We start from the raw sequence: 18,384 nt of genomic DNA on the forward strand, positions 1-18,384 counted from the left end.
GCGCGCCGACGACGGTGCGCCGTAGTTGTTTCATTCCGCACGAGAAGCCGCATTACATGTCGCGTTGGCGTCCCCCCGCAGAAAAGAGCACCGCGCTGATCACCGCCACCGGCCATGCACGTTTGAAGGCCGAGCTGGATGAGTTGTGGCGGGTGCGTCGACCCGAGGTGGTCAAGGCGCTGGCAGCAGCCGCGGCCGAAGGCGATCGCTCGGAGAACGCCGAATACACCTACCGCAAGAAGCAGCTGGGCGAGATCGATCGTCGCGTGCGCTACCTGACCAAGCGCCTGGAATCGCTGCGCGTGGTCGACACCACGCCGACTGATCCGCAAGCGGTGTTCTTCGGTGCGTGGGTGGAACTGGAGAACGTGGACAGCGGGCAGACCAGCCGCTACCGCATCGTCGGGCCGGATGAGACCGATGCCGGGCTGGGCTGGATCAGCATCGATTCGCCCTTGGCGCGGGCCTTGTTGAAGAAGCGCCTGGATGATGAGTTTTCGGTGGAACTACCCAGTGGCAACCACACCTTTGCGGTGATCGGTGTGGAGTACGAGACCGCTGCCAACGGCTGAGCCTGTGGCGGGCAGCGGCGCTCAGCCGGGCATGGGCCCGGTTCTAGAGAAGCGGCGGCGGATAGCGGCGCCCTTCGCGCAGCGGACGGAAATAATCGTCGTTCGCGTAAAAGGCTGGCGCCTGGCCGGTGTGCCAGCCGGGAATACCCGCCAATGGCAGCGGACGCAGTTCCAAGGGATCGAGCAGCACCCTGCCCTCCTCGATGGCGCGCGCGACCGTGTCGATGCAGTCCGCATCGTCATCGCCCTGCAGCACCACGCATTTGCCGACCAGCAGCCGGCCCGGCAGCAGAGCTTGTTCCATCAAGGCATGACCGAATACCGCGGCGATGGCGATCCGTCCTGACTGCCAATGGATCGGCTGGAACAGCACGCGCCACTGGTGAGCATCCCAGGCTGCAAGCAACGCCGGATCGCACACTCGCACCACCACGCCGGTTTCATCGAACTGGGTCAGCGCGGCCTGCGCGCGGTTGCGCTGTCCTGCGGCCATGCCCTCGATGTGCCGGCATTGCTGCGCGTTGAGTGCGCACTTGATCGGCAGGTAGCGTGCCCAGACCAGGGCGTTGAACAGGTCGTGCCAGTTGTCCGCGCGGGTTGCGATGCGCCCTTCGGCAATGCGCGTTTCGTAGTGCAGGCCGTCGGCCAGCAACGCCGCATCCTGTTCAACAAAGCGCTTGCCCGGCAGCGCCAGGCGCGCGTCCAGATCGACCACGCGTGGCCAGTCCGCTGCCGTCAGCAGATCGCCGAACCCGGCGATACCGGCAAACAGCGGATGATCGAACGCAGCCCTGTCCACCGCCGCACGCAGCGGCGGCACGAAGCGGCGGGGGCCGCCATCAGCAGCCTCCGCCCCGGTCACAGCACCTTGAGGTCGAATGCCGGGCGCGTGGTCGGCGGCAGTGCGTCGCCGTAGAGATCGTGCTCGTCGCTCTCGGTGATTTCCACGTCGACGAACTCACCCACGCGCAACGCCACCTGGTCTGCGTTCTGGATATGTACCAGGCCGTCGATCTCCGGCGCATCGGCCTTGGAACGGGCCACCGCGATATCGCCTTCGATGGCATCGACCAGGCATTGCTGCACCCTGCCGATCTTGGCTTCCAGACGCGAAGCCGAAATCTGCGCCTGCTTCTCCATGAAGCGCGCCAGTCGTTCCTGCTTCACTTCTTCCGGCACCGGGTCCGGCAGGTTGTTGGCCGTAGCGCCCTCCACCGGTGAGTAGGCGAACGCACCGACGCGGTCCAGCTGCGCTTCGTCCAGGAAGGACAGCAGCTCTTCGAACTCGGCCTCGGTCTCGCCCGGGAAACCGACGATGAAGGTCGAACGCACGGTGATGTCCGGCGCGATGCGGCGCCAGTTCTGCACCCGCTCCAGGGTCTTCTCGACCGCGCCGGGGCGCTTCATCAGGCGCAGGATGCGCGGGCTGGCGTGCTGGAACGGGATGTCCAGGTACGGCAGGATCCGGTTCTCGGCCATCAGCGGCACCACGTCATCGACGTGCGGATACGGATAGACGTAGTGCATGCGCACCCACGCATCCAGTTCGGACAGGCCTTCGCACAGTGCCTTCAGGCGGGTCTGGTAGGCCTTGTCGCGCCACATCTTCTCGGCGTACTTCACATCCACGCCGTAGGCAGAGGTGTCCTGCGAAACCACCAGCAGTTCCCGCACACCGCCGCGTACCAGGCGCTCGGCTTCGCGCAGCACCTCGTCCACGGGACGCGAGACCAGCTTGCCGCGCATCGACGGAATGATGCAGAAGCTGCAGTGGTGGTTGCAGCCTTCGGAAATCTTCAGGTATGCGTAGTGGCGCGGGGTCAGCTTGATGCCGTAGTCCGGCACCAGATCCACGAACGGGTCGTGCTTGGGCGGCAACGCCGCATGCACTGCTTCCATCACGCTCTGGTAATCCTGCGGCCCGGACACCGCCAGTACGTTCGGGTACGCCTCGCGGATCTGCTCCGGGCGCTTGCCCAGGCAGCCGGTGACGATGACCTTGCCGTTCTGGTTCATCGCCTCGCCGATGGCATCCAGCGATTCGGTCACCGCCGAATCGATGAAGCCACAGGTGTTGACCACCACCACGTCGGCCGAATCGTAGGACGGGACGATGTCGTAGCCTTCCGACCGCAGCTGGGTGAGGATGCGCTCGGAATCGACGAGGGCCTTCGGGCAGCCAAGGCTGACGAAGCCGACTTTGGGGTTCAGCTGGGACATGGAATCGCGGGACTCTGGGGGCCTGGGCCCCTGCCGGCATGGCAGGGGGACCTGGGGGCCGGGGCCTGAAGGGGCGCCAGTATACCGGGGTTGGACGGCCGCCTCTGAATCATGAGCCGCCCGATTCCGCACAACCGCTGACATCGCGCTAACCCGCCCAGCATCGACAATGCAGGCCTGGCCCCTGCAACGAGGTACCCCCGATGTCCGAATGGATCACCCTGGATACGCATTACGGCCCGGTCCGCGCCTGGCAGGCCCTGCCCGAAGGAGCCCCGCGCGGCAGCCTGGTGGTGGTACAGGAGATCTTCGGCGCCAACCCGCATATCCGCGGCGTCGCCGAACGGTTCGCGGCCCAGGGCTACGCCGTGTTGGCGCCGTCGTTCTTCGACCTGGTCGATGGCCCCACGGCCAACCCGGATGCCCTGCCCTACACCCCTGAAGGCGTGAAGGATGGCCTGGAACGGGTCACCGCGCTGGGCATGGAAAAGGCACTGGAAGTGGTCCGCGCCGCGGCAACCCGGTTGGCACCGCATGGCAAGGTCGGCACGGTCGGCTACTGCTGGGGTGGCAGCGTCGCCCTGCTGTCCGCGCTGCGCCTGGGCCTGCCCTCGGTGAGCTACTACGGCGCGCGCAACGTGCAGTTCCTGGACGAGACGCCGAAGGCCCCGGTGATGTTCCACTTCGGCGCGCAGGACAAGAGCATCCCGCCGGAGGCGATCCAGGCGCACCGTGAGAAGCTGCCGCAGATGGCGACCTACGTTTATCCGGCCGACCATGCCTTCAACCGCGAGGTCGGACATGCGTATGATCCAGACAGCGCCGCCCTGGCGCTGCAACGCACCCTGGACTTCTTCTCGGAGCATCTTGGATGAGCGATTTCGAACTCGATTCACGCCTGGCCACCGATAGCGTGCTGGTGGCCGAAGGCCCGTTGTCGCAAGTGCGACTGATGAACGACGAACGATTCCCCTGGCTGGTCCTGGTGCCGCGTCTGGCCGGGGTGACCGAGTGGATCGAGCTGGACGGCGAGCAGCAGGACAAGCTGCGCACCGAGCTCAACCGCGCCTGCAAGGCCCTGCACGGTTCGGACGGGGTGGAGAAGATCAACATCGGCGCGCTGGGCAACATCGTGCGCCAGCTGCATTTCCACGTGATCGGCCGCCACGACGGCGATCCGGCGTGGCCGGGACCGGTCTGGGGCAGCGGTCCGGCGCACCGCTATGAACCGGCTGCACTGGACCAGCATGTCGCCTACTGGAAGGAACGGCTAGGATATCCGGCCCATTCCTGAGCCAGTGCCGACCCGATGCGATTCAATATCGTCGCCGCCATCCTGCTGATCCTGATCGGCCTGTTCATGCTGGCCAGCAACCTGGGCTGGACCAACCTGAACCTGTCTCGCCTGCTGCTGACCTGGTGGCCGCTCGGCCTGGTCGCCGTGGGCATCGCGATCCTGTTCGGTCGCGGCAAATAAACAAAGGCGGCGCATGCGCCGCCTTTGTCCTGCAGCGCCGGGGCATGCCCGGCAAGCGCAGCGCGGCCCCACAAACGGAAACGCCGGGCATGGCCCGGCGCTACCGATACGCGCTGACGCAAGCTGTCAGGTGCGCGGCAGGGTCACACCGGTCTGGCCCTGGTACTTGCCGCCGCGATCCTTGTACGAGGTCTCGCACACTTCATCGGACTGGAAGAACAGCATCTGCGCCACGCCTTCGTTGGCGTAGATGCGCGCCGGCAGCGGCGTGGTGTTGCTGAATTCCAGGGTCACGTGGCCTTCCCACTCCGGCTCCAGCGGGGTCACGTTGACGATGATGCCGCAGCGCGCATAGGTGCTCTTGCCCAGGCACACCACCAGGGTGTCGCGCGGAATGCGGAAATACTCGACCGTGCGCGCCAGCGCGAAGCTGTTCGGCGGAATGATGCACTCGTCACCGACGATATCGACGAAGCTGCCCGGATCGAAATGCTTGGGGTCCACGATCGTCGAGTTGATGTTGGTGAACACCTTGAACTCGCGCGAGCAGCGCACGTCGTAGCCGTAGCTGGAAGTGCCGTAGCTGACGATGCGCTCGCCGTTGACCTGCTTGACCTGCCCGGCCTCGTACGGCTCGATCATGCCGTGCTGTTCGGACATCTGGCGGATCCAACGGTCACTCTTGATGCTCATGCTCTGTCCTGGGTGCAAGGGGGCGCGAGAATTCTAACAGGGGGCCGGGCGTCGCCGCCGCAGCCCCGCCAGCAGGCCCTTACAGCAGCGAGGACAGGATTGGGATCGAGGCGCGCGGGCGCTTGCCCACCTCCTCGACCAGACGCTGGGCGGCGCGATGGTAGGCCTGGGCCGCGGCCGAATCCGGCTGCGCGGCGGTGATCGGGGTACCGGCATCGCCCTGCTCGCGGATGCCGATCTGCAGCGGCAGCGACCCCAGCAGCGGCACGCCGTACTGCGCCGCCATGCGCTCGCCACCGCCCTCACCGAACAGATGCTCCACGTGCCCGCAGTTGCTGCAGGTGTGCACGGCCATGTTCTCGACCACGCCCAGCACCGGCACCTCGACCTTCTCGAACATCTTCAGCGCCTTCTTCGCATCCAGCGTGGCGATGTCCTGCGGCGTGGTGACGATCACTGCACCGGCCAGCGGGATCTTCTGCACCAGCGTCAGCTGGATGTCGCCGGTGCCCGGCGGCAGGTCGATCAGCAGGTAGTCCAGATCGTCCCACAGCGTGTCTTCGAACAGCTGGGTCAACGCCGCCGTCGCGCGCGGTGCGCGCATGATCAGCGGCGTTTCGTCCTCGACCAGATAACCGATCGACATGGTGTCCACGCCGAAGGCACGCATCGGCTCGATGCTCTTGTTGTCCGGGCTTTCCGGGCGACCGGACAACCCCAGCATCGCCGGCACGCTGGGACCGTAGATATCCGCATCAAGCACGCCGACGCGCGCGCCAAGCTGTTGCAGGGCGACGGCGAGGTTGACCGCCGTGGTCGACTTGCCCACCCCACCCTTTCCCGAACCCACCGCGATGACGTTGCGGATGCGCGCATGCGGCGCCAGTCCCTTCTGCACCTGGCTGGCATGGGGACGACGCGAAGAACTGTTCACTGCGGGCTCCGGGTGAATCGACAAGAAGAGCCCAACATCATACAAGCTGGACGTACGCTGACTGAAATTCAGGATTGCTACAGATTCGTGCACAGATTGTTAAGTTCATGTTACGTTCGCTAAGCACTGGTTTTGGGCTGCGTTGCTGGATCTACGGCACGCACGATGGCGCATGCGCAGTGCCGTACTCGTATTTGCTCTCTGAACGGAACTACATGAAAGACCTTCGCAATTCCGCACGTCGCAACACCCTCGCTGTCGCCTTGATCTCCGCCCTGGTTGCCGCCTCGCCGGCAATGGCCCAGGACAAGGCCACCAATCTGGACAAGATCACCGTCACCGGCTCGCTGATCCCGCAGACCCAGGTCGAGACCCAGACCCCGGTCATGACCATCAGCGCTGAAGCCATCCAGTCGCGCGGCTTCAACAGCGTCGCCGAGGTGCTGCAGCAGTCCTCGCTGACCACCGGCGGCATCCAGGGCGGCCAGACCTCCGCTTCGTTCACCCAGGGCGCTGAAGCCGCTGGCATGTTCGGCCTGAATCCGGGTTACACCAAGTACCTGATCAACGGCCGCCCGATGATGTCCTACCCGGCGCTGTACAACGGCGGCGACGCGTTCAACAACATCAGCGGCATTCCGATCGACATCGTCGAGCGCATCGAAGTCCTGCCGGGTGGCCAGTCCTCCCTGTACGGTTCGGATGCGATCGCCGGCGTGGTCAACATCATCCTGAAGGATCACATGGAAGGCGGCAGCCTGTCCGTGCGTGGCGGCACTTCAACTGAAGGTGGTGGCAGCAGCTTCCGCGTCAGCGGTGCACACGGCTTCTCGGCGCTGGACGACCGCTTCAATGCACTGGTCAACGTGCAGATCGAAAGCAGCAACCCGATCTGGGGCTACCAGCGTGACCTGACCAAGCAGAACAACGCGAACGGCTACACCGCGCAGCTGCCGTCGAACGACTTCGCCGTCATCGACGCCAAGACCAACGCGCTGTACATGATGGACCCGAGCAACTGCGCCAACGTTGCCGGCCAGTTCGACGGCACCACCGTGCTGGCGAACCGCCCGACGGGCCAGTCTTGCGGCTCGGTCTTCGGCGCCGGCTACAAGACCCTGAAGAACGGCAAGGACAGCGGCCAGTTCTACTCGTCGATGACCTTCGACGTGAACGACAACTTCCAGCTGTTCGCCGACGTGCTGTACAGCAAGGAAAAGACCGAATACACCTCGGGCTCCAACTACCTCTGGTGGGGCACCAAGAGCACCATGGGCGGCTTCTATGACCAGGCCTCCGGCAAGCTGGTCAACCTGCAGCGCGCGTTCGCTCCGGAAGACATCGGCGGCGAAGGCTACAAGGGCATCTTGAACAACGACAAGAGCCGTGCTTACCAGGTCACCCTGGGCGGCAAGGGTGCGGTCGGCAACTGGGACTACAGCCTGAGCTTCACCCGTGGCGAATACCGCCTGGATGAGAGCAAGTTCCAGCGCTTCGGCAATGCCATCAACAGCTACTTCGCCGACAAGGTGCTGGGCCCGCAGTTGGGCACCAAGGATGGCTTCGGCATCTACAACACCAACTGGGGCGCGTTCTACTCGCCGATCTCGCCGGAAGATTTCGCTGGCTTCACCGGTTACACCACCAACCACAGCCGCACCTGGCAGAACCTGGCACGCGCGCAGGTCACCAACGGCTCGCTGTTCTCGCTGCCGGGCGGTGATGCCGGCCTGGCCGTGGTCGTCGAAGGCGGCAGCGAAGGTTGGGACTACAGCCCCGACCAGCGCCTGCTGGACGGCGACGTGTGGGGCTCGTCGGCTGTTGCCGGCAACGGTCATCGCAGCAACTACGCGGTGACCAGCGAGCTGCGCATGCCGCTGCTGGAGTCGCTGACGGTGACCGCTTCCGGTCGCTATGACGCCTTCAAGATCGCCGACAACACCGTCGACAAGGCCACCTACAGCGTGGGTGTCGAGTTCCGCCCGATCGAAAGCCTGCTGTTCCGCGGCAAGTACGGCACTGCCTTCCGCGCGCCGACCCTGCCCGACGCGTTCCAGGGCCGCAGCGGCTATTACGCTGCCAACTCCACCGACTACTACCGTTGCGGCGAGCTGGGCTACGTGCCGGGCAACACCGACGCCTGCCGCTACGCGGACAGCGTCTCGGTCTACTCCGAGCGTGCCGGCAACCCGGACCTGGAGCCGATCACCGCCGACGTCTGGAACGCGGGCATCGTCTGGGCGCCGATGGCGAACCTGTCGATCTCGGCCGACTACTACAACTGGAAGATCGAGAACGAAGTCGATACTGCCAGCACCGACCAGCTGCTGCTGGCCGAGTACTACTGCCGCAACGGCCTGCCGAACGGCTCCTCGGCCACCTGCCAGAACGTGGCTGACTGGGTCGTGCGCGATTCGGCCGGCAACCTGAGCTCGCTGTACACCCCGAAGATGAACGTGGCCCGCCAGAACCTGCAGGCCGTGACCGTCGGCTTCAAGTACCTGCAGGACATCGGCCGCTTCGGTTCGCTGCAGTTCTCGGGCAACTACACCAACATGCTCAAGCGTGAAGTGCAGGCGCAACCGGGCGAGGACTTCCAGGACCTGCTGGGCAACCCGAAGTCGATGTGGAACTACGACAGCTACGCCAAGGTCCGTTCCGACGCGTCGGTGGCCTGGTCGCTGGACAAGTGGACCACCACGCTGTACGCGAACTACATCGGCCACACCCCGAACTACCTGGCGGGCCTGAACGGCTACGAGTACACCCATGGTGCGTCGGGCTACAAGGCAGGCAAGTGGGCTTCGTACACCACTTACAACCTGAGCGTGAACTACCGTGTGCAGGATGACCTGACCCTGTCGCTGATGGTCAACAACGTGTTCAACAAGATGCCCGAGCAGCAGGCCCACAGCTACCAGGGCACCTCCGGCACGCCGTTCAACAACTACCTGTACAACGTCTACGGCCGTACCGTGTACGTGCAGGCCAAGTACGACTTCGGCAAGTAATCCCGTCGTTTTCCGGGTTTGATTCCGGACCAGGCCCCGCTTCGGCGGGGCCTTTTTTTTTTGGCGATGCGTGTGTTTCGATCGCTGGTCACGGCCAGCTTCAAGTACGTACAGGACATCGGCCGCTTCGGTGCGCTGCAGTTCTCCAGCAACTACACCAACATGATCAAGCGCGAACTGCAGCCGCAGCCGGGCGACGAGTACCTGGACCTGCTGCGCGACCCGTACGCGATGTGGAACTACGACCAGTACGCCAAGGTGCGTGCCGACGGTGCGGTGGGCTGGGCGAAGGACAAGTGGACCACCACCGTGTACTTCAACTACATCGGCAAGACGCCCAACCGCATGGCGTACCTGGGCAAAGGGCTACGACTACGTGCATCCGTCCGGCTACGAGGCCGGCAAGTGGGGCTCGTACACCACCTACAACCTGAGCGTGAATTACCAGGCGATGGACAACCTGACGCTGTCGATGATGGTCAACAACGTGTTCAACAAGATGCCCGACGGCCAGGCCCACAGCTACGCCGGCAACATCGGCGCGCCGTACAACAGCAGCATCTACAACCCTTACGGCCGTGCCGTGTACGTGCAGGCCAAGTACGAGTTCGGCGGGAAGTAAGCGCCGCGCCCGCACTGCCCGGGAAGGCCCCGCTTCGGCGGGGCCTTTTTCATGCCCGTCAATTGAGACGGAAGATTAAAACTCGTCTCATAAATTAAATAATGAGAAAAGCATCCGCGAAGGCAGCAAACCCTTGATCTACATACGAAACATCGGCTTCGATCAACTCTGTCCCGCAACGCAACATTTTGAAACATTCCCAGACAATCGCGTTTACGCACTGATTTCAAAAGATTTTTTTTCCGATGAGCAGCACATCCGTGTGACGGGACCGTTTTGACAACGTGAACGTCGTGTTACGGTCGGCTGAATGGATTGAAACTGAACAAATCATGAAGGTGTCAAGGAGGACATCAGCCAGACGACATCGCTCACACGGGGATCCATCATGTCTCGCCATCGTTCCACGCCTTCGCGTCACCCTCTGACCCTCGCCCTGATCGGTACCCTGCTCGCCTCCGGCGCAGCCCACGCGCAGGACAACGCGCCGATCCAGCTTGACCGCGTCACCGTCACCGGTTCACTGATTCCGCAGACGCAGATCGAGAACCACACGCCGGTCCTGACCGTTACCGCCGAGGACATCCAGACGCGCGGTTTCACCAGTGTCGCCGACGTCCTGCAGCAGTCTTCGCTTTCGACCGGCGGTTTGCAGGGCGGACAGACGTCCGCTTCGTTCACCCAAGGTGCCGAGGCAGCCGGCATGTTCGGGCTCAGCCCCGGCTACACCAAGTACCTGATCAACGGCCGCCCGATGCTCTCGTATCCGGCGCTGTACAACGGCAGCGACAGTTTCAACAACATCAGCGGCATTCCGATCGACATCGTCGAGCGCATCGAGATCCTGCCCGGCGGCCAGTCTTCGCTGTACGGTTCGGATGCGATCGCCGGCGTGGTCAACATCATCCTCAAGGAGCGCATGGATGGCGGTGTGCTCAACGTCCGTGGCGGTGCCTACTCCGAAGGCGGCGGCAACGGCGTACGCGTCAGTGCGGCGCGCGGCTTCAATGGTGTCGACGATCGATTCCATGCGCTGGTCAACGTGCAGTACGAAAAGACCAGCCCGATCTGGGGCTATCAGCGTGACCTGACCAAGGTCAACAATCCCGACGGCTACAGCCCCCAGTACGTCTCCAACGACTTCCTGGTGCTGCTGCCGGCCAACAGCAACCGCTACGCCATGATGGACCCGAACCTGTGCGCCAACGTGGCGGGCCAGTTCGACGGCACCACCGTGCTCGGCACCCGGCCGACCGGCCAGGCCTGCGGTTCGGTCTATGGCACCGGCTACAAGACCATCAAGAACGGCAAGGAAAGCGGGCAGATCTACAGCTCGATGACCTTCGATGTGAACGACAACTTCCAGTTGTTCGGCGACGCGCTCTACAGCCTGGAAGAAGTGAAGTACGCCACCGGCTCGAACTACACCTGGTGGGGCACCTCCTCCGGCTGGGGCCGCTTCTACGATCAGGCCAGCGGCCAGTACATGAACCTGCAGCGCGTGTTCGCGCCGGAGGACATCGGCGCCGGCGGCTATCGCGACATCATGAACACCGATCGCAACAAGGCTTACCAGGTCACGCTCGGCGGCCGCGGCACGGCCGGCAGCTGGGATTACAGTGCCAGCTTCACCCGCGGCGAATACAAGTTGACCGAGCGCAACTTCGTGCGCTGGAACGATCCGATCAACGACTACTTCGAGCAGCGCGTGCTGGGGCCGGTGCTGGGCACCACCAGCACCGGGTACAACATCTACAGCCCGGACTGGGAAGCGTTCTACTCGCCATTGCCGAGCGGTGATTTCCAGAGCTTCACCGGCTACACCTACAGCCAGAGCCGCACCTGGCAGAACCTGCTGCGTGCGCAGGTCACCAATGGTTCGCTGTTCAAGCTGCCCGGCGGCGACGCCGGCTTCGCTGTGGTGGTTGAAGGCGGCAGCGAAGGCTGGGATTACACGCCCGATACCCGCCTGGTGGATGGCAGCGTGTGGGGCACCACTGCGGTTTCCGGCGCCGGCCATCGCAGCAGTTACGCGGTGACCAGCGAACTGCGCATGCCGTTGCTGGAATCACTGACGGTGACCGGCTCCGGCCGCTACGACGCCTTCAAGATCGGTGGCAACACCATCGACAAGGCGACCTACAGCGTCGGCCTGGAATTCCGTCCGATCGACAGCCTGCTGTTCCGTGGCAAGTACGGCACCGCCTTCCGCGCGCCCACCCTGTCCGATGCCTTCCAGGGTGTCAGCGGCTACTACGCCAACGGCTCCACCGACTACTACCGTTGCGGCCAGCTGGGCTACGACCCGGCCAACACCACCGGCTGCCCGTATGACAGCGTGTCGGTGTTCGGCACCCAATCCGGCAACCCGGACCTGGAGCCGATCACCGCCGATGTCTGGAACGCCGGCATCGTGTGGGCGCCCATCAACAACCTGTCGGTGTCGGTGGACTACTACAACTGGAAGATCAAGAACGAGGTCAACACCCTCAGTTCCGACCAGTTGCTGCTGGCCGAGTATTACTGCCGCAACGGCCAGACCAACAACACCTCGGCCAGCTGCCAGAACGTCAGCGACTGGATCACCCGCGACGCCTCCGGCGTACTCGATGAAATCTATACGCCGAAGATGAACGTGGCCAGCCAGAACCTGCAGGCGGTCACGGCCAGCTTTAAGTACGTACAGGACATCGGCCGCTTCGGTTCGCTGCAGTTCTCCGGCAACTACACCGACATGCTCAAGCGCGAACTGCAACCGCAGCCGGGCGATGAGTATCTGGACCTGCTGCGCGACCCGTATGCGATGTGGGTGTACGACTCGTACGCCAAGGTGCGCGCCGACGGTTCGATCGGCTGGGCCAAGGACAAGTGGACCACCACCCTGTATGCCAACTACATCGGCAAGACGCCGAACTACATGGCCTACCTGGGCAATGGCTACGACTACGTCCACAGCTCCGGCTACAAGGCCGGCAAGTGGGGTTCGTACACCACCTACAACCTGAGCGTGAACTATCGGGCGATGGACAACCTGACCCTGTCGCTGATGGTCAACAACGTGTTCAACAAGATGCCTGACAACCAGCGGTACAGCTTCGCCGGCACCAGCGGCCAGCCGTACAACAACTACCTGTACAACGCTTATGGCCGTGCCATCTACGTGCAGGCTAAGTACGAGTTCGGCAACCAGTAAGGGCCACAGACCGCGTGTTTCTGGAGACCCCGCTTCGGCGGGGTCTCCTTGTTTGCGGCCAATGGTGAGGACCAGTCCCGTTCACGTCGAGTTGACGGAAACCGAGCCTTCGTTCATCTTCAGGTCATATTGACGTGCCCTGCCACAAGGAACCGCTGACCATGGAATCGCGCTTCACACCTGCCCGCTTGGGTACCGCCATCGCACTACTGGTGGGCCTGCACATCACCCATGCCTCCACCGCGCCCCTGCCGGTTGAGGATTTCGCCAAGATTCCGTCAATCCAGTCCGTCAGCATGAGCCCTGACGGCAAGCAGCTGGTTGCCATCATCGCTGCACCCGGCAGCAACAATGGTGACACCGCGCTGGCCAACTGGAACCTGGACACCCCCGGCTCGGCACCGGTGGCGATCACCCCGTCCGGTGATCGGATGAAGTTCATTGCCGCCAGCGCGCTCAAGGCAGGCCGCAGTCTCGTCATCGGTCGCCAGGAGCTGACCGCACAACTGTCCGGCTGCGGCGAAGGCAATTCAGTCGGCTCGACCAAAACCTTCCTATCCAAGGCCTTTCTCACCGACAGCAGCCAAGCCAAGTTCGACGAAGCATTCGCCGACAACACCCGAAAGCTGGGCATCAGCGAGCAGACCCAACGCTGCCTGGAGCTTGCCGGCACAGCGTCCCTGGTGCACTCGCTTCCGCTGGATCCGGACAAGGTCATCATTTCACAGATCAACCAGACCAATTTCTCCGCCAGCTACTACCTGTTCAACCTCAGGACCGGGCAGACCGAGCTGCTGTTCCGTGGCGACGCCCGCTCCACGCCGGGCCTTTTCCATCCACGCAACGGCGAACTGCTGACCCGTACGCAGATCGAGCCTGCGGGCTCCAACGACTATGAGCAGCAGATCCTGGTCAAGAGCAAAGCAAGCGGTCAGTTCGAGAAGCACGAAACGCTCACCACCCGGCTGTCCGACCGCTACACCATGGAAGTGGTCGGTATCGATGACCAGAGCGGCAAGCTGTACATCCTCACCGACAAATTTTCCGATCAGGTGCAGGCACGCCTGTACGACCCGGCCACCAAAGCGTTCGACAACGAACCGCTGGCGGCTCATCCCGAATATCCCATCGGCGGACTGATCCTGGGCACCAAACCGAGCAACTTCAACCAGGTGCTGGGCTTCTACGTCGACGGCCCTCGACGTGAAGCGGTCTACGTCGATCCGCAGATGAAAGCCCTGTACGACGGCCTCAAGCAGGCCTATCCGGGCAAAAACATCGCCATCAGCGGTTACAACGACGATCTTTCGCGCGTACTGTTCACCACCAACAGCGCCAGCTCGCCCACCAGCTACCAGATCCTGGTCGATCGCAAGCAGGTCACCACGCTGGGCAGCGAACGCCCCTGGGTAGATGGCAAGCAGATCGGCGAACAGCGCTGGATAACGTATACCGCCCGGGATGGTCGCAAGATCCCCGCCATCGTCGACCTGCCCGCGGGCTGGAAAAACGGTGACGCCGCGCTGCCGGCGCTGGTCCATCCCCATGGCGGCCCTTGGGCCCGTGACTATACCGGCTGGGATGCATCCGGCTGGGTGCCATTCTTCACCTCGCGTGGTTACGCGGTAATCCGCCCGCAGTACCGGGGCTCGACCGGGTTCGGCCGTGAGCACTGGATCGCCGGCGACAAGCAATGGGGGCTGACGATGCAGGACGACAACGATGATGCTGCGGCGTGGCTGGTGCAGCAGGGTATCGCAGCCAAGGACCGCATCGCGATCTTCGGCTACTCCTACGGTGGCTTCGCCTCCGCCGCCGCAGTGGTGCGCAGTCCCTCACCCTATCAATGCGCCATTGCAGGCGCACCCGTGACCGATCTGGCTCGCTTGGGCGTTTCCTGGAGCGAGAACCGTCTGCAGCGCATCCTGCAGGGCCAGACCGTGAAGGGCATGGACCCGATGCAGAACACCGCCAAGGCCGCTATCCCGCTGCTGACCTTCGTTGGCGATCGCGACGTGCGCACCCCGGCCTCCCACGCCAGGAACTTCTACAACGGCGTGAAGGACAAGGTGCCGGCCCGCTTCGAGCTGATTCCCGATATGCCGCACAGCATGCCGTGGTATCCGAGCCACTATCGCGCGACCCTGCCGCTGATGGCAGATTTCCTGGGCAAGGACTGCGGACCAAGCGGCCTGTAAGCCCACCGCAATCTGGGCTGTGCACGAACCCCGTCGGTTAACCGACGGGGTTTTTTCATGCGCCACTTACTGAATTCCCCCTTAGCAACAACGAGTTACATCGACAATCCATTCATGTTGCATTTACTTTACGCCACACATACACTCCATTAACCGAAGCATAACAAGTGGGGATCACACCGAAATGCGCAACGCCAACCGCCACATCAAGCCAAGCCGCGTCCCGCTCACTCTCGCTGTGCTGGCCTGCCTGCAGGCCGCACCGGTTTTGGCCCAGGAGACCACCCAGCAGGAAGCCGCGGCGTCAAGCACTTCCACCCGTAATCAACGCGCGACCGATCTTGACAAGGTCACCGTCACCGGATCATTGATCCGTCGTGCGGACTACGATACCTCCTCCCCTGTGTTCACCATCGACACCGAGCACAACGCAGCGCAGGGCCAGGTCTCGGTTGGCGAGTTCCTGCAGAAGTCCGCGATCGGTGCGGCCGAGACGCAGATCACCCATCAGTTCGGCGGGTTCGTCGTAGACGGCGGCACGGGTGTGCAGACCTTCTCGTTGCGCGGCCTCGGTGCCAACCGCACCCTGGTGCTGCTGGACGGCCAGCGTCCGGGCCCGGCCGGTACCCGCGGCGCGGTCGGTGCTTTCGACCTGAACGTCATTCCCACCGCCATCCTGCAGCGCGCTGAAATCGTGAAGGATGGTTCGTCGTCCATTTACGGTTCCGATGCCGTAGCCGGCGTGGTCAATCTGATCACCAAGAAGAATTTCGAGCGCCCGGAACTGACCGTTACCGGCCGCATCCCCACCGAAGGTGGCGGTGAGGTCTTCCAGGGTTCGCTTGCCAATGGCTGGAACTTCGAGAAGGGCAGCATCGTCGCCGCCGTCGAGTGGTATCGCCACAACGAACTGACCCGCGCTGACCGCGATTTCCTGAAATGCGGCAACGACCTGATCAAGGACGCCAACGGCAACCGTATCGACCGGGAAGATCGTTCAATCACCGCCGGCACCAACCTGGCCAACTGCAACAACCTCCTGATCAACGTCATCGACGAGTACGACTCGCCGATCCGTTATGTCCCATCGCCGGACGGCAGCACCGTCGGCCCGTTCCCCGGTTACCGCCCTCGTGCCAACCGCACCTACGCCAATGGCAGCCCGGTGGCGTACTACGAAGAACCGTTGAACTTCGATGCCTGGGGCCGTAGCCACATCATCAACCGCCAGGAGCGCAAGTCGGCGTACTTCGCTTCGGACTTCGGCTTCGAGTCGTTCAACTGGAAGACCCAGTTCCTCTACAACAACCGCAAGACCAACAACTTCCAGTGGCGCCAGTTCTTCCCGACCGTGGAAGCGCCGGGCACCAGTACCGGTTATGCGCAGCCGGTGCTGCCGTTCAAGTCCTCCTCGGAAACCGAGGTGAACTACTACTACCTGGCCAACAAGTTCGACGGCCTGTTCACTGGCAGCTGGGGTTGGGAAGTCAATGCCAACGCCAGCCGCTCCAGCGGCAAGTACAGCTCGCTGGGCATCCGCAACTCGATCACCGGCGATCTGACCAATCCGAATGCCGGCGAAACTCCGGCGGCGAACTATTTCGACCCGGGCTACCTCAGCGGTGCCAAGGTCGATGAGCTGGTGGACATCCTGGGCATCACCGCCACCGGCAAGACCACCTACGACACCGCCACGATCAACGCCGTCTTCTCTGGCGAATTGTTCGACCTGCCGGCCGGCCCCGTCGGTGCTGCGTTTGGCCTGGAATACCGCTACTACTCCATTGAAGATACCCCGGACGAGAACTACAAGGACCTGTGGGGTGCGTCGACCGCTGACGTGACCAAGGGCAATGACAAGGTGAAGGAAGCCTTTGTCGAATTCGACATCCCGCTGGTCAAGGGCGTGACCGGTATCGAATCGCTCACCGCCAATGCCTCGGCCCGTGTCTTCAAGTACAACTCTGTCAGCGGCAGCGACAAGGTGTGGAAGGCCGGCTTGAACTGGCAGATCATCCCGTCGCTGCGCATCCGCGGCACGGTCGGTACGTCCTATCGCGCCCCTGGCCTGTACGAGCTGTACCTGGGCAACCAGACCGGCTTCCAGAACCAGACCGCAATCGATCCCTGCATCCGCTGGGATGAGAGCGACAACACCAACATCCGCGCAAACTGCGGCGCCGCCGGCATCCCGGGCGATTACGTGGGCGCAGGCTCCAGTGCAACCGTGTACACCAGCGGCGGCGCCGGGAACCTGATTCCAGAAACCTCCCGCGCCAAGAGCGCCGGTATCGTGTTCACCCCCTCGTTTGCTGACCTGAGCGTGGCGATCGACTATTTTGACTACGATATCCGCGGCCAGATCACCTCGCTGAACGCGCTGGACATCACCACTGGCTGCTACGGTTCCAGCACCTATCCGAACCGCTACTGCGACCTGCTGGAGCGCAACCCGACCACCGGTCCCGATGCCAACTCGATCCGCAACATCTACGCCCAGTACCTGAACATCAACCAGCAGCGTACCCGCGGCTGGGACATGACCCTGAACTGGGAGCACGAGTTCGGCTTCGGCAAGTTCGCCCTGGATTCCCAGGTTACTTACACCGTGGAAGACGTTGCACAGCTGTTTGACAGCGCGGAGGCCAGCGGCTTGGCTTCATCGGATCAGCTCGGCCTGATCGGCCGTCCGGACTTGGTGGCCAACTTGGGCCTGACCCTGACCCGCGGCGACTGGGAGTACAACTGGTTGACCCAATACATCGGCAAGACCGAGAACACCACCCTCAATTCCCGCTTCACCTATCAGGGCCGTCCGGATTCGTACCGTGACCTGGTGGCCGACGCACGCGTTTATCACACCGCTTCCTTGAGCTACAAGCAGGCCGATTGGGAAGTGCTGGTGGGTATCTCCAACGTGTTCAACACCAAGCCGGCACTGATCTCCACCGGCGCAGGCAACCGCTACGGCAACACCGCAGCCTTTGCCACCCAGTACGATCTGTACGGCCGCACCCCGTTCGTACGTCTGAAGTACAAGTTCTGATCCGGCAGTAACAGCGGTATCCCGGAAAGGGCGGCGCAAGCCGCCTTTTCCTTTTGCGGGCCTGTACTCCCCCATCACTGATCACAGGCCCGACGGCGGCCTGGCTTTGCAGTGGCTGCAAGAAAGATCAAGAGACAGCGAGAACGACATGAACGGAGCTCGGGCGTCCTCGCGGCACCTCCCCTGAGGCTCGCGCCTTTACCCCATCAACCGCCAGCTTGCGCAAAGTTCTGCTTAACACCGCATTCATAAACCGAAGCAAGAACAAAACCTATTCATCACAACTGAGACTAAGGCACTGTAATTGTTGCAATTTGATGATCGGAAGCCGCTTATTCCACAAGGAAATGTGACGGACCGATGCTTTTTCCGTTAAGCGCATGTTAGGTTCGATGAACGTCAGGACGACACATGAACA

At 62.9% G+C, this 18,384-nt stretch carries 12 protein-coding genes and 1 pseudogene; 9 read left to right on the forward strand and 4 right to left on the reverse strand.

The features are described 5' to 3' along the window. Nucleotides 1–56: 56 nt before the first annotated feature. A complete protein-coding gene (gene greB / locus AC07UW_RS17310) occupies nt 57–572 on the forward strand; it encodes a transcription elongation factor GreB (RefSeq protein WP_315828725.1) in 516 nt (171 codons plus the stop codon). A 43-nt stretch (nt 573–615) separates the two neighbouring features. Here greB and AC07UW_RS17315 read toward each other — a convergent pair whose 3' ends face one another. Both AC07UW_RS17315 and rimO read right to left on the reverse strand, forming a co-directional pair. Then, a complete protein-coding gene (locus AC07UW_RS17315) occupies nt 616–1,434 on the reverse strand; it encodes a DUF3025 domain-containing protein (RefSeq protein WP_495212517.1) in 819 nt (272 codons plus the stop codon). Continuing rightward, on the reverse strand, nt 1,431–2,792 hold the full coding sequence (gene rimO, locus AC07UW_RS17320) for a 30S ribosomal protein S12 methylthiotransferase RimO (RefSeq protein ID WP_495212518.1): 1,362 nt from the start codon (nt 2,790–2,792) through the stop codon (nt 1,431–1,433). Before rimO ends, AC07UW_RS17315 begins: the two co-directional genes overlap by 4 nt. Before the next feature lie 203 nt (nt 2,793–2,995). Between rimO and AC07UW_RS17325 the strand changes: the two genes are divergently transcribed. From AC07UW_RS17325 to AC07UW_RS17335, 3 genes are read left to right on the forward strand one after another with little or no spacing between them, the layout of a single operon-like run. Next, nucleotides 2,996–3,667: a dienelactone hydrolase family protein gene (locus AC07UW_RS17325; RefSeq protein ID WP_495212519.1), complete on the forward strand. Its 672-nt coding sequence runs from the start codon at nt 2,996–2,998 to the stop codon at nt 3,665–3,667. Continuing rightward, the gene (locus AC07UW_RS17330) at nt 3,664–4,086 is read left to right on the forward strand and encodes an HIT domain-containing protein (protein WP_032975033.1); all 423 of its coding nucleotides are present in this window, start codon (nt 3,664–3,666) and stop codon (nt 4,084–4,086) included. The genes AC07UW_RS17325 and AC07UW_RS17330 overlap by 4 nt, the downstream gene beginning before the upstream one ends. A gap of 15 nt (nt 4,087–4,101) precedes the next feature. Then, the gene (locus AC07UW_RS17335) at nt 4,102–4,269 is read left to right on the forward strand and encodes a LiaI-LiaF-like domain-containing protein (protein ID WP_025876120.1); all 168 of its coding nucleotides are present in this window, start codon (nt 4,102–4,104) and stop codon (nt 4,267–4,269) included. Between the two features lie 126 nt (nt 4,270–4,395). Here the strand turns inward: AC07UW_RS17335 and dcd are convergent, their stop codons facing one another. After that, entirely contained in the window at nt 4,396–4,962 is a 567-nt protein-coding gene (gene dcd / locus AC07UW_RS17340; protein WP_089236335.1) for a dCTP deaminase, read from the reverse strand. A 79-nt stretch (nt 4,963–5,041) separates the two neighbouring features. Next, complete coding sequence (gene apbC / locus AC07UW_RS17345; RefSeq protein ID WP_089236336.1) at nt 5,042–5,896, reverse strand: iron-sulfur cluster carrier protein ApbC; 855 nt, start codon at nt 5,894–5,896, stop codon at nt 5,042–5,044. A 215-nt stretch (nt 5,897–6,111) separates the two neighbouring features. On the opposite strand from apbC, the gene AC07UW_RS17350 reads away from it, so the two are divergent. The 5 genes and pseudogenes from AC07UW_RS17350 (at nt 6,112) to AC07UW_RS17370 (ending at nt 17,966) form a co-directional block, all read left to right on the forward strand. Continuing rightward, nucleotides 6,112–8,907, forward strand: a complete 2,796-nt coding sequence (locus AC07UW_RS17350; RefSeq protein WP_495212520.1) for a TonB-dependent receptor plug domain-containing protein — start codon at nt 6,112–6,114, stop codon at nt 8,905–8,907. An 87-nt stretch (nt 8,908–8,994) separates the two neighbouring features. Continuing rightward, nucleotides 8,995–9,529 (forward strand): annotated as a pseudogene (locus AC07UW_RS17355) (TonB-dependent receptor); the annotation flags it as partial. A 388-nt stretch (nt 9,530–9,917) separates the two neighbouring features. Continuing rightward, nucleotides 9,918–12,722, forward strand: a complete 2,805-nt coding sequence (locus tag AC07UW_RS17360) for a TonB-dependent receptor domain-containing protein (protein ID WP_495212521.1) — start codon at nt 9,918–9,920, stop codon at nt 12,720–12,722. Nucleotides 12,723–12,883: 161 nt separating this feature from the next. Then, nucleotides 12,884–14,920 (forward strand): alpha/beta hydrolase family protein, encoded by a 2,037-nt coding sequence (locus AC07UW_RS17365; protein WP_363732385.1) that lies wholly within the window; start codon nt 12,884–12,886, stop codon nt 14,918–14,920. Nucleotides 14,921–15,104: 184 nt separating this feature from the next. Continuing rightward, the gene (locus AC07UW_RS17370) at nt 15,105–17,966 is read left to right on the forward strand and encodes a TonB-dependent receptor plug domain-containing protein (RefSeq protein WP_336030630.1); all 2,862 of its coding nucleotides are present in this window, start codon (nt 15,105–15,107) and stop codon (nt 17,964–17,966) included. Nucleotides 17,967–18,384 lie beyond the last annotated feature (418 nt).

This window comes from Stenotrophomonas sp. GW821-FHT02D01, assembly GCF_059421765.1.

Excerpts from the sequence above, each read along its gene's own strand:
- AC07UW_RS17370 (WP_336030630.1), top strand. The coding sequence starts at position 15,105 with ATGCGCAACGCCAACCGCCACATCAAGCCAAGCCGCGTCCCGCTCACT.
- AC07UW_RS17325 (WP_495212519.1), top strand. The coding sequence starts at position 2,996 with ATGTCCGAATGGATCACCCTGGATACGCATTACGGCCCGGTCCGCGCC.
- AC07UW_RS17335 (WP_025876120.1), top strand. The coding sequence starts at position 4,102 with ATGCGATTCAATATCGTCGCCGCCATCCTGCTGATCCTGATCGGCCTG.
- greB (WP_315828725.1), top strand. The coding sequence starts at position 57 with ATGTCGCGTTGGCGTCCCCCCGCAGAAAAGAGCACCGCGCTGATCACC.
- AC07UW_RS17330 (WP_032975033.1), top strand. The coding sequence starts at position 3,664 with ATGAGCGATTTCGAACTCGATTCACGCCTGGCCACCGATAGCGTGCTG.
- AC07UW_RS17350 (WP_495212520.1), top strand. The coding sequence starts at position 6,112 with ATGAAAGACCTTCGCAATTCCGCACGTCGCAACACCCTCGCTGTCGCC.
- AC07UW_RS17365 (WP_363732385.1), top strand. The coding sequence starts at position 12,884 with ATGGAATCGCGCTTCACACCTGCCCGCTTGGGTACCGCCATCGCACTA.
- AC07UW_RS17360 (WP_495212521.1), top strand. The coding sequence starts at position 9,918 with ATGTCTCGCCATCGTTCCACGCCTTCGCGTCACCCTCTGACCCTCGCC.
- dcd (WP_089236335.1), bottom strand. The coding sequence starts at position 4,962 with ATGAGCATCAAGAGTGACCGTTGGATCCGCCAGATGTCCGAACAGCAC.
- rimO (WP_495212518.1), bottom strand. The coding sequence starts at position 2,792 with ATGTCCCAGCTGAACCCCAAAGTCGGCTTCGTCAGCCTTGGCTGCCCG.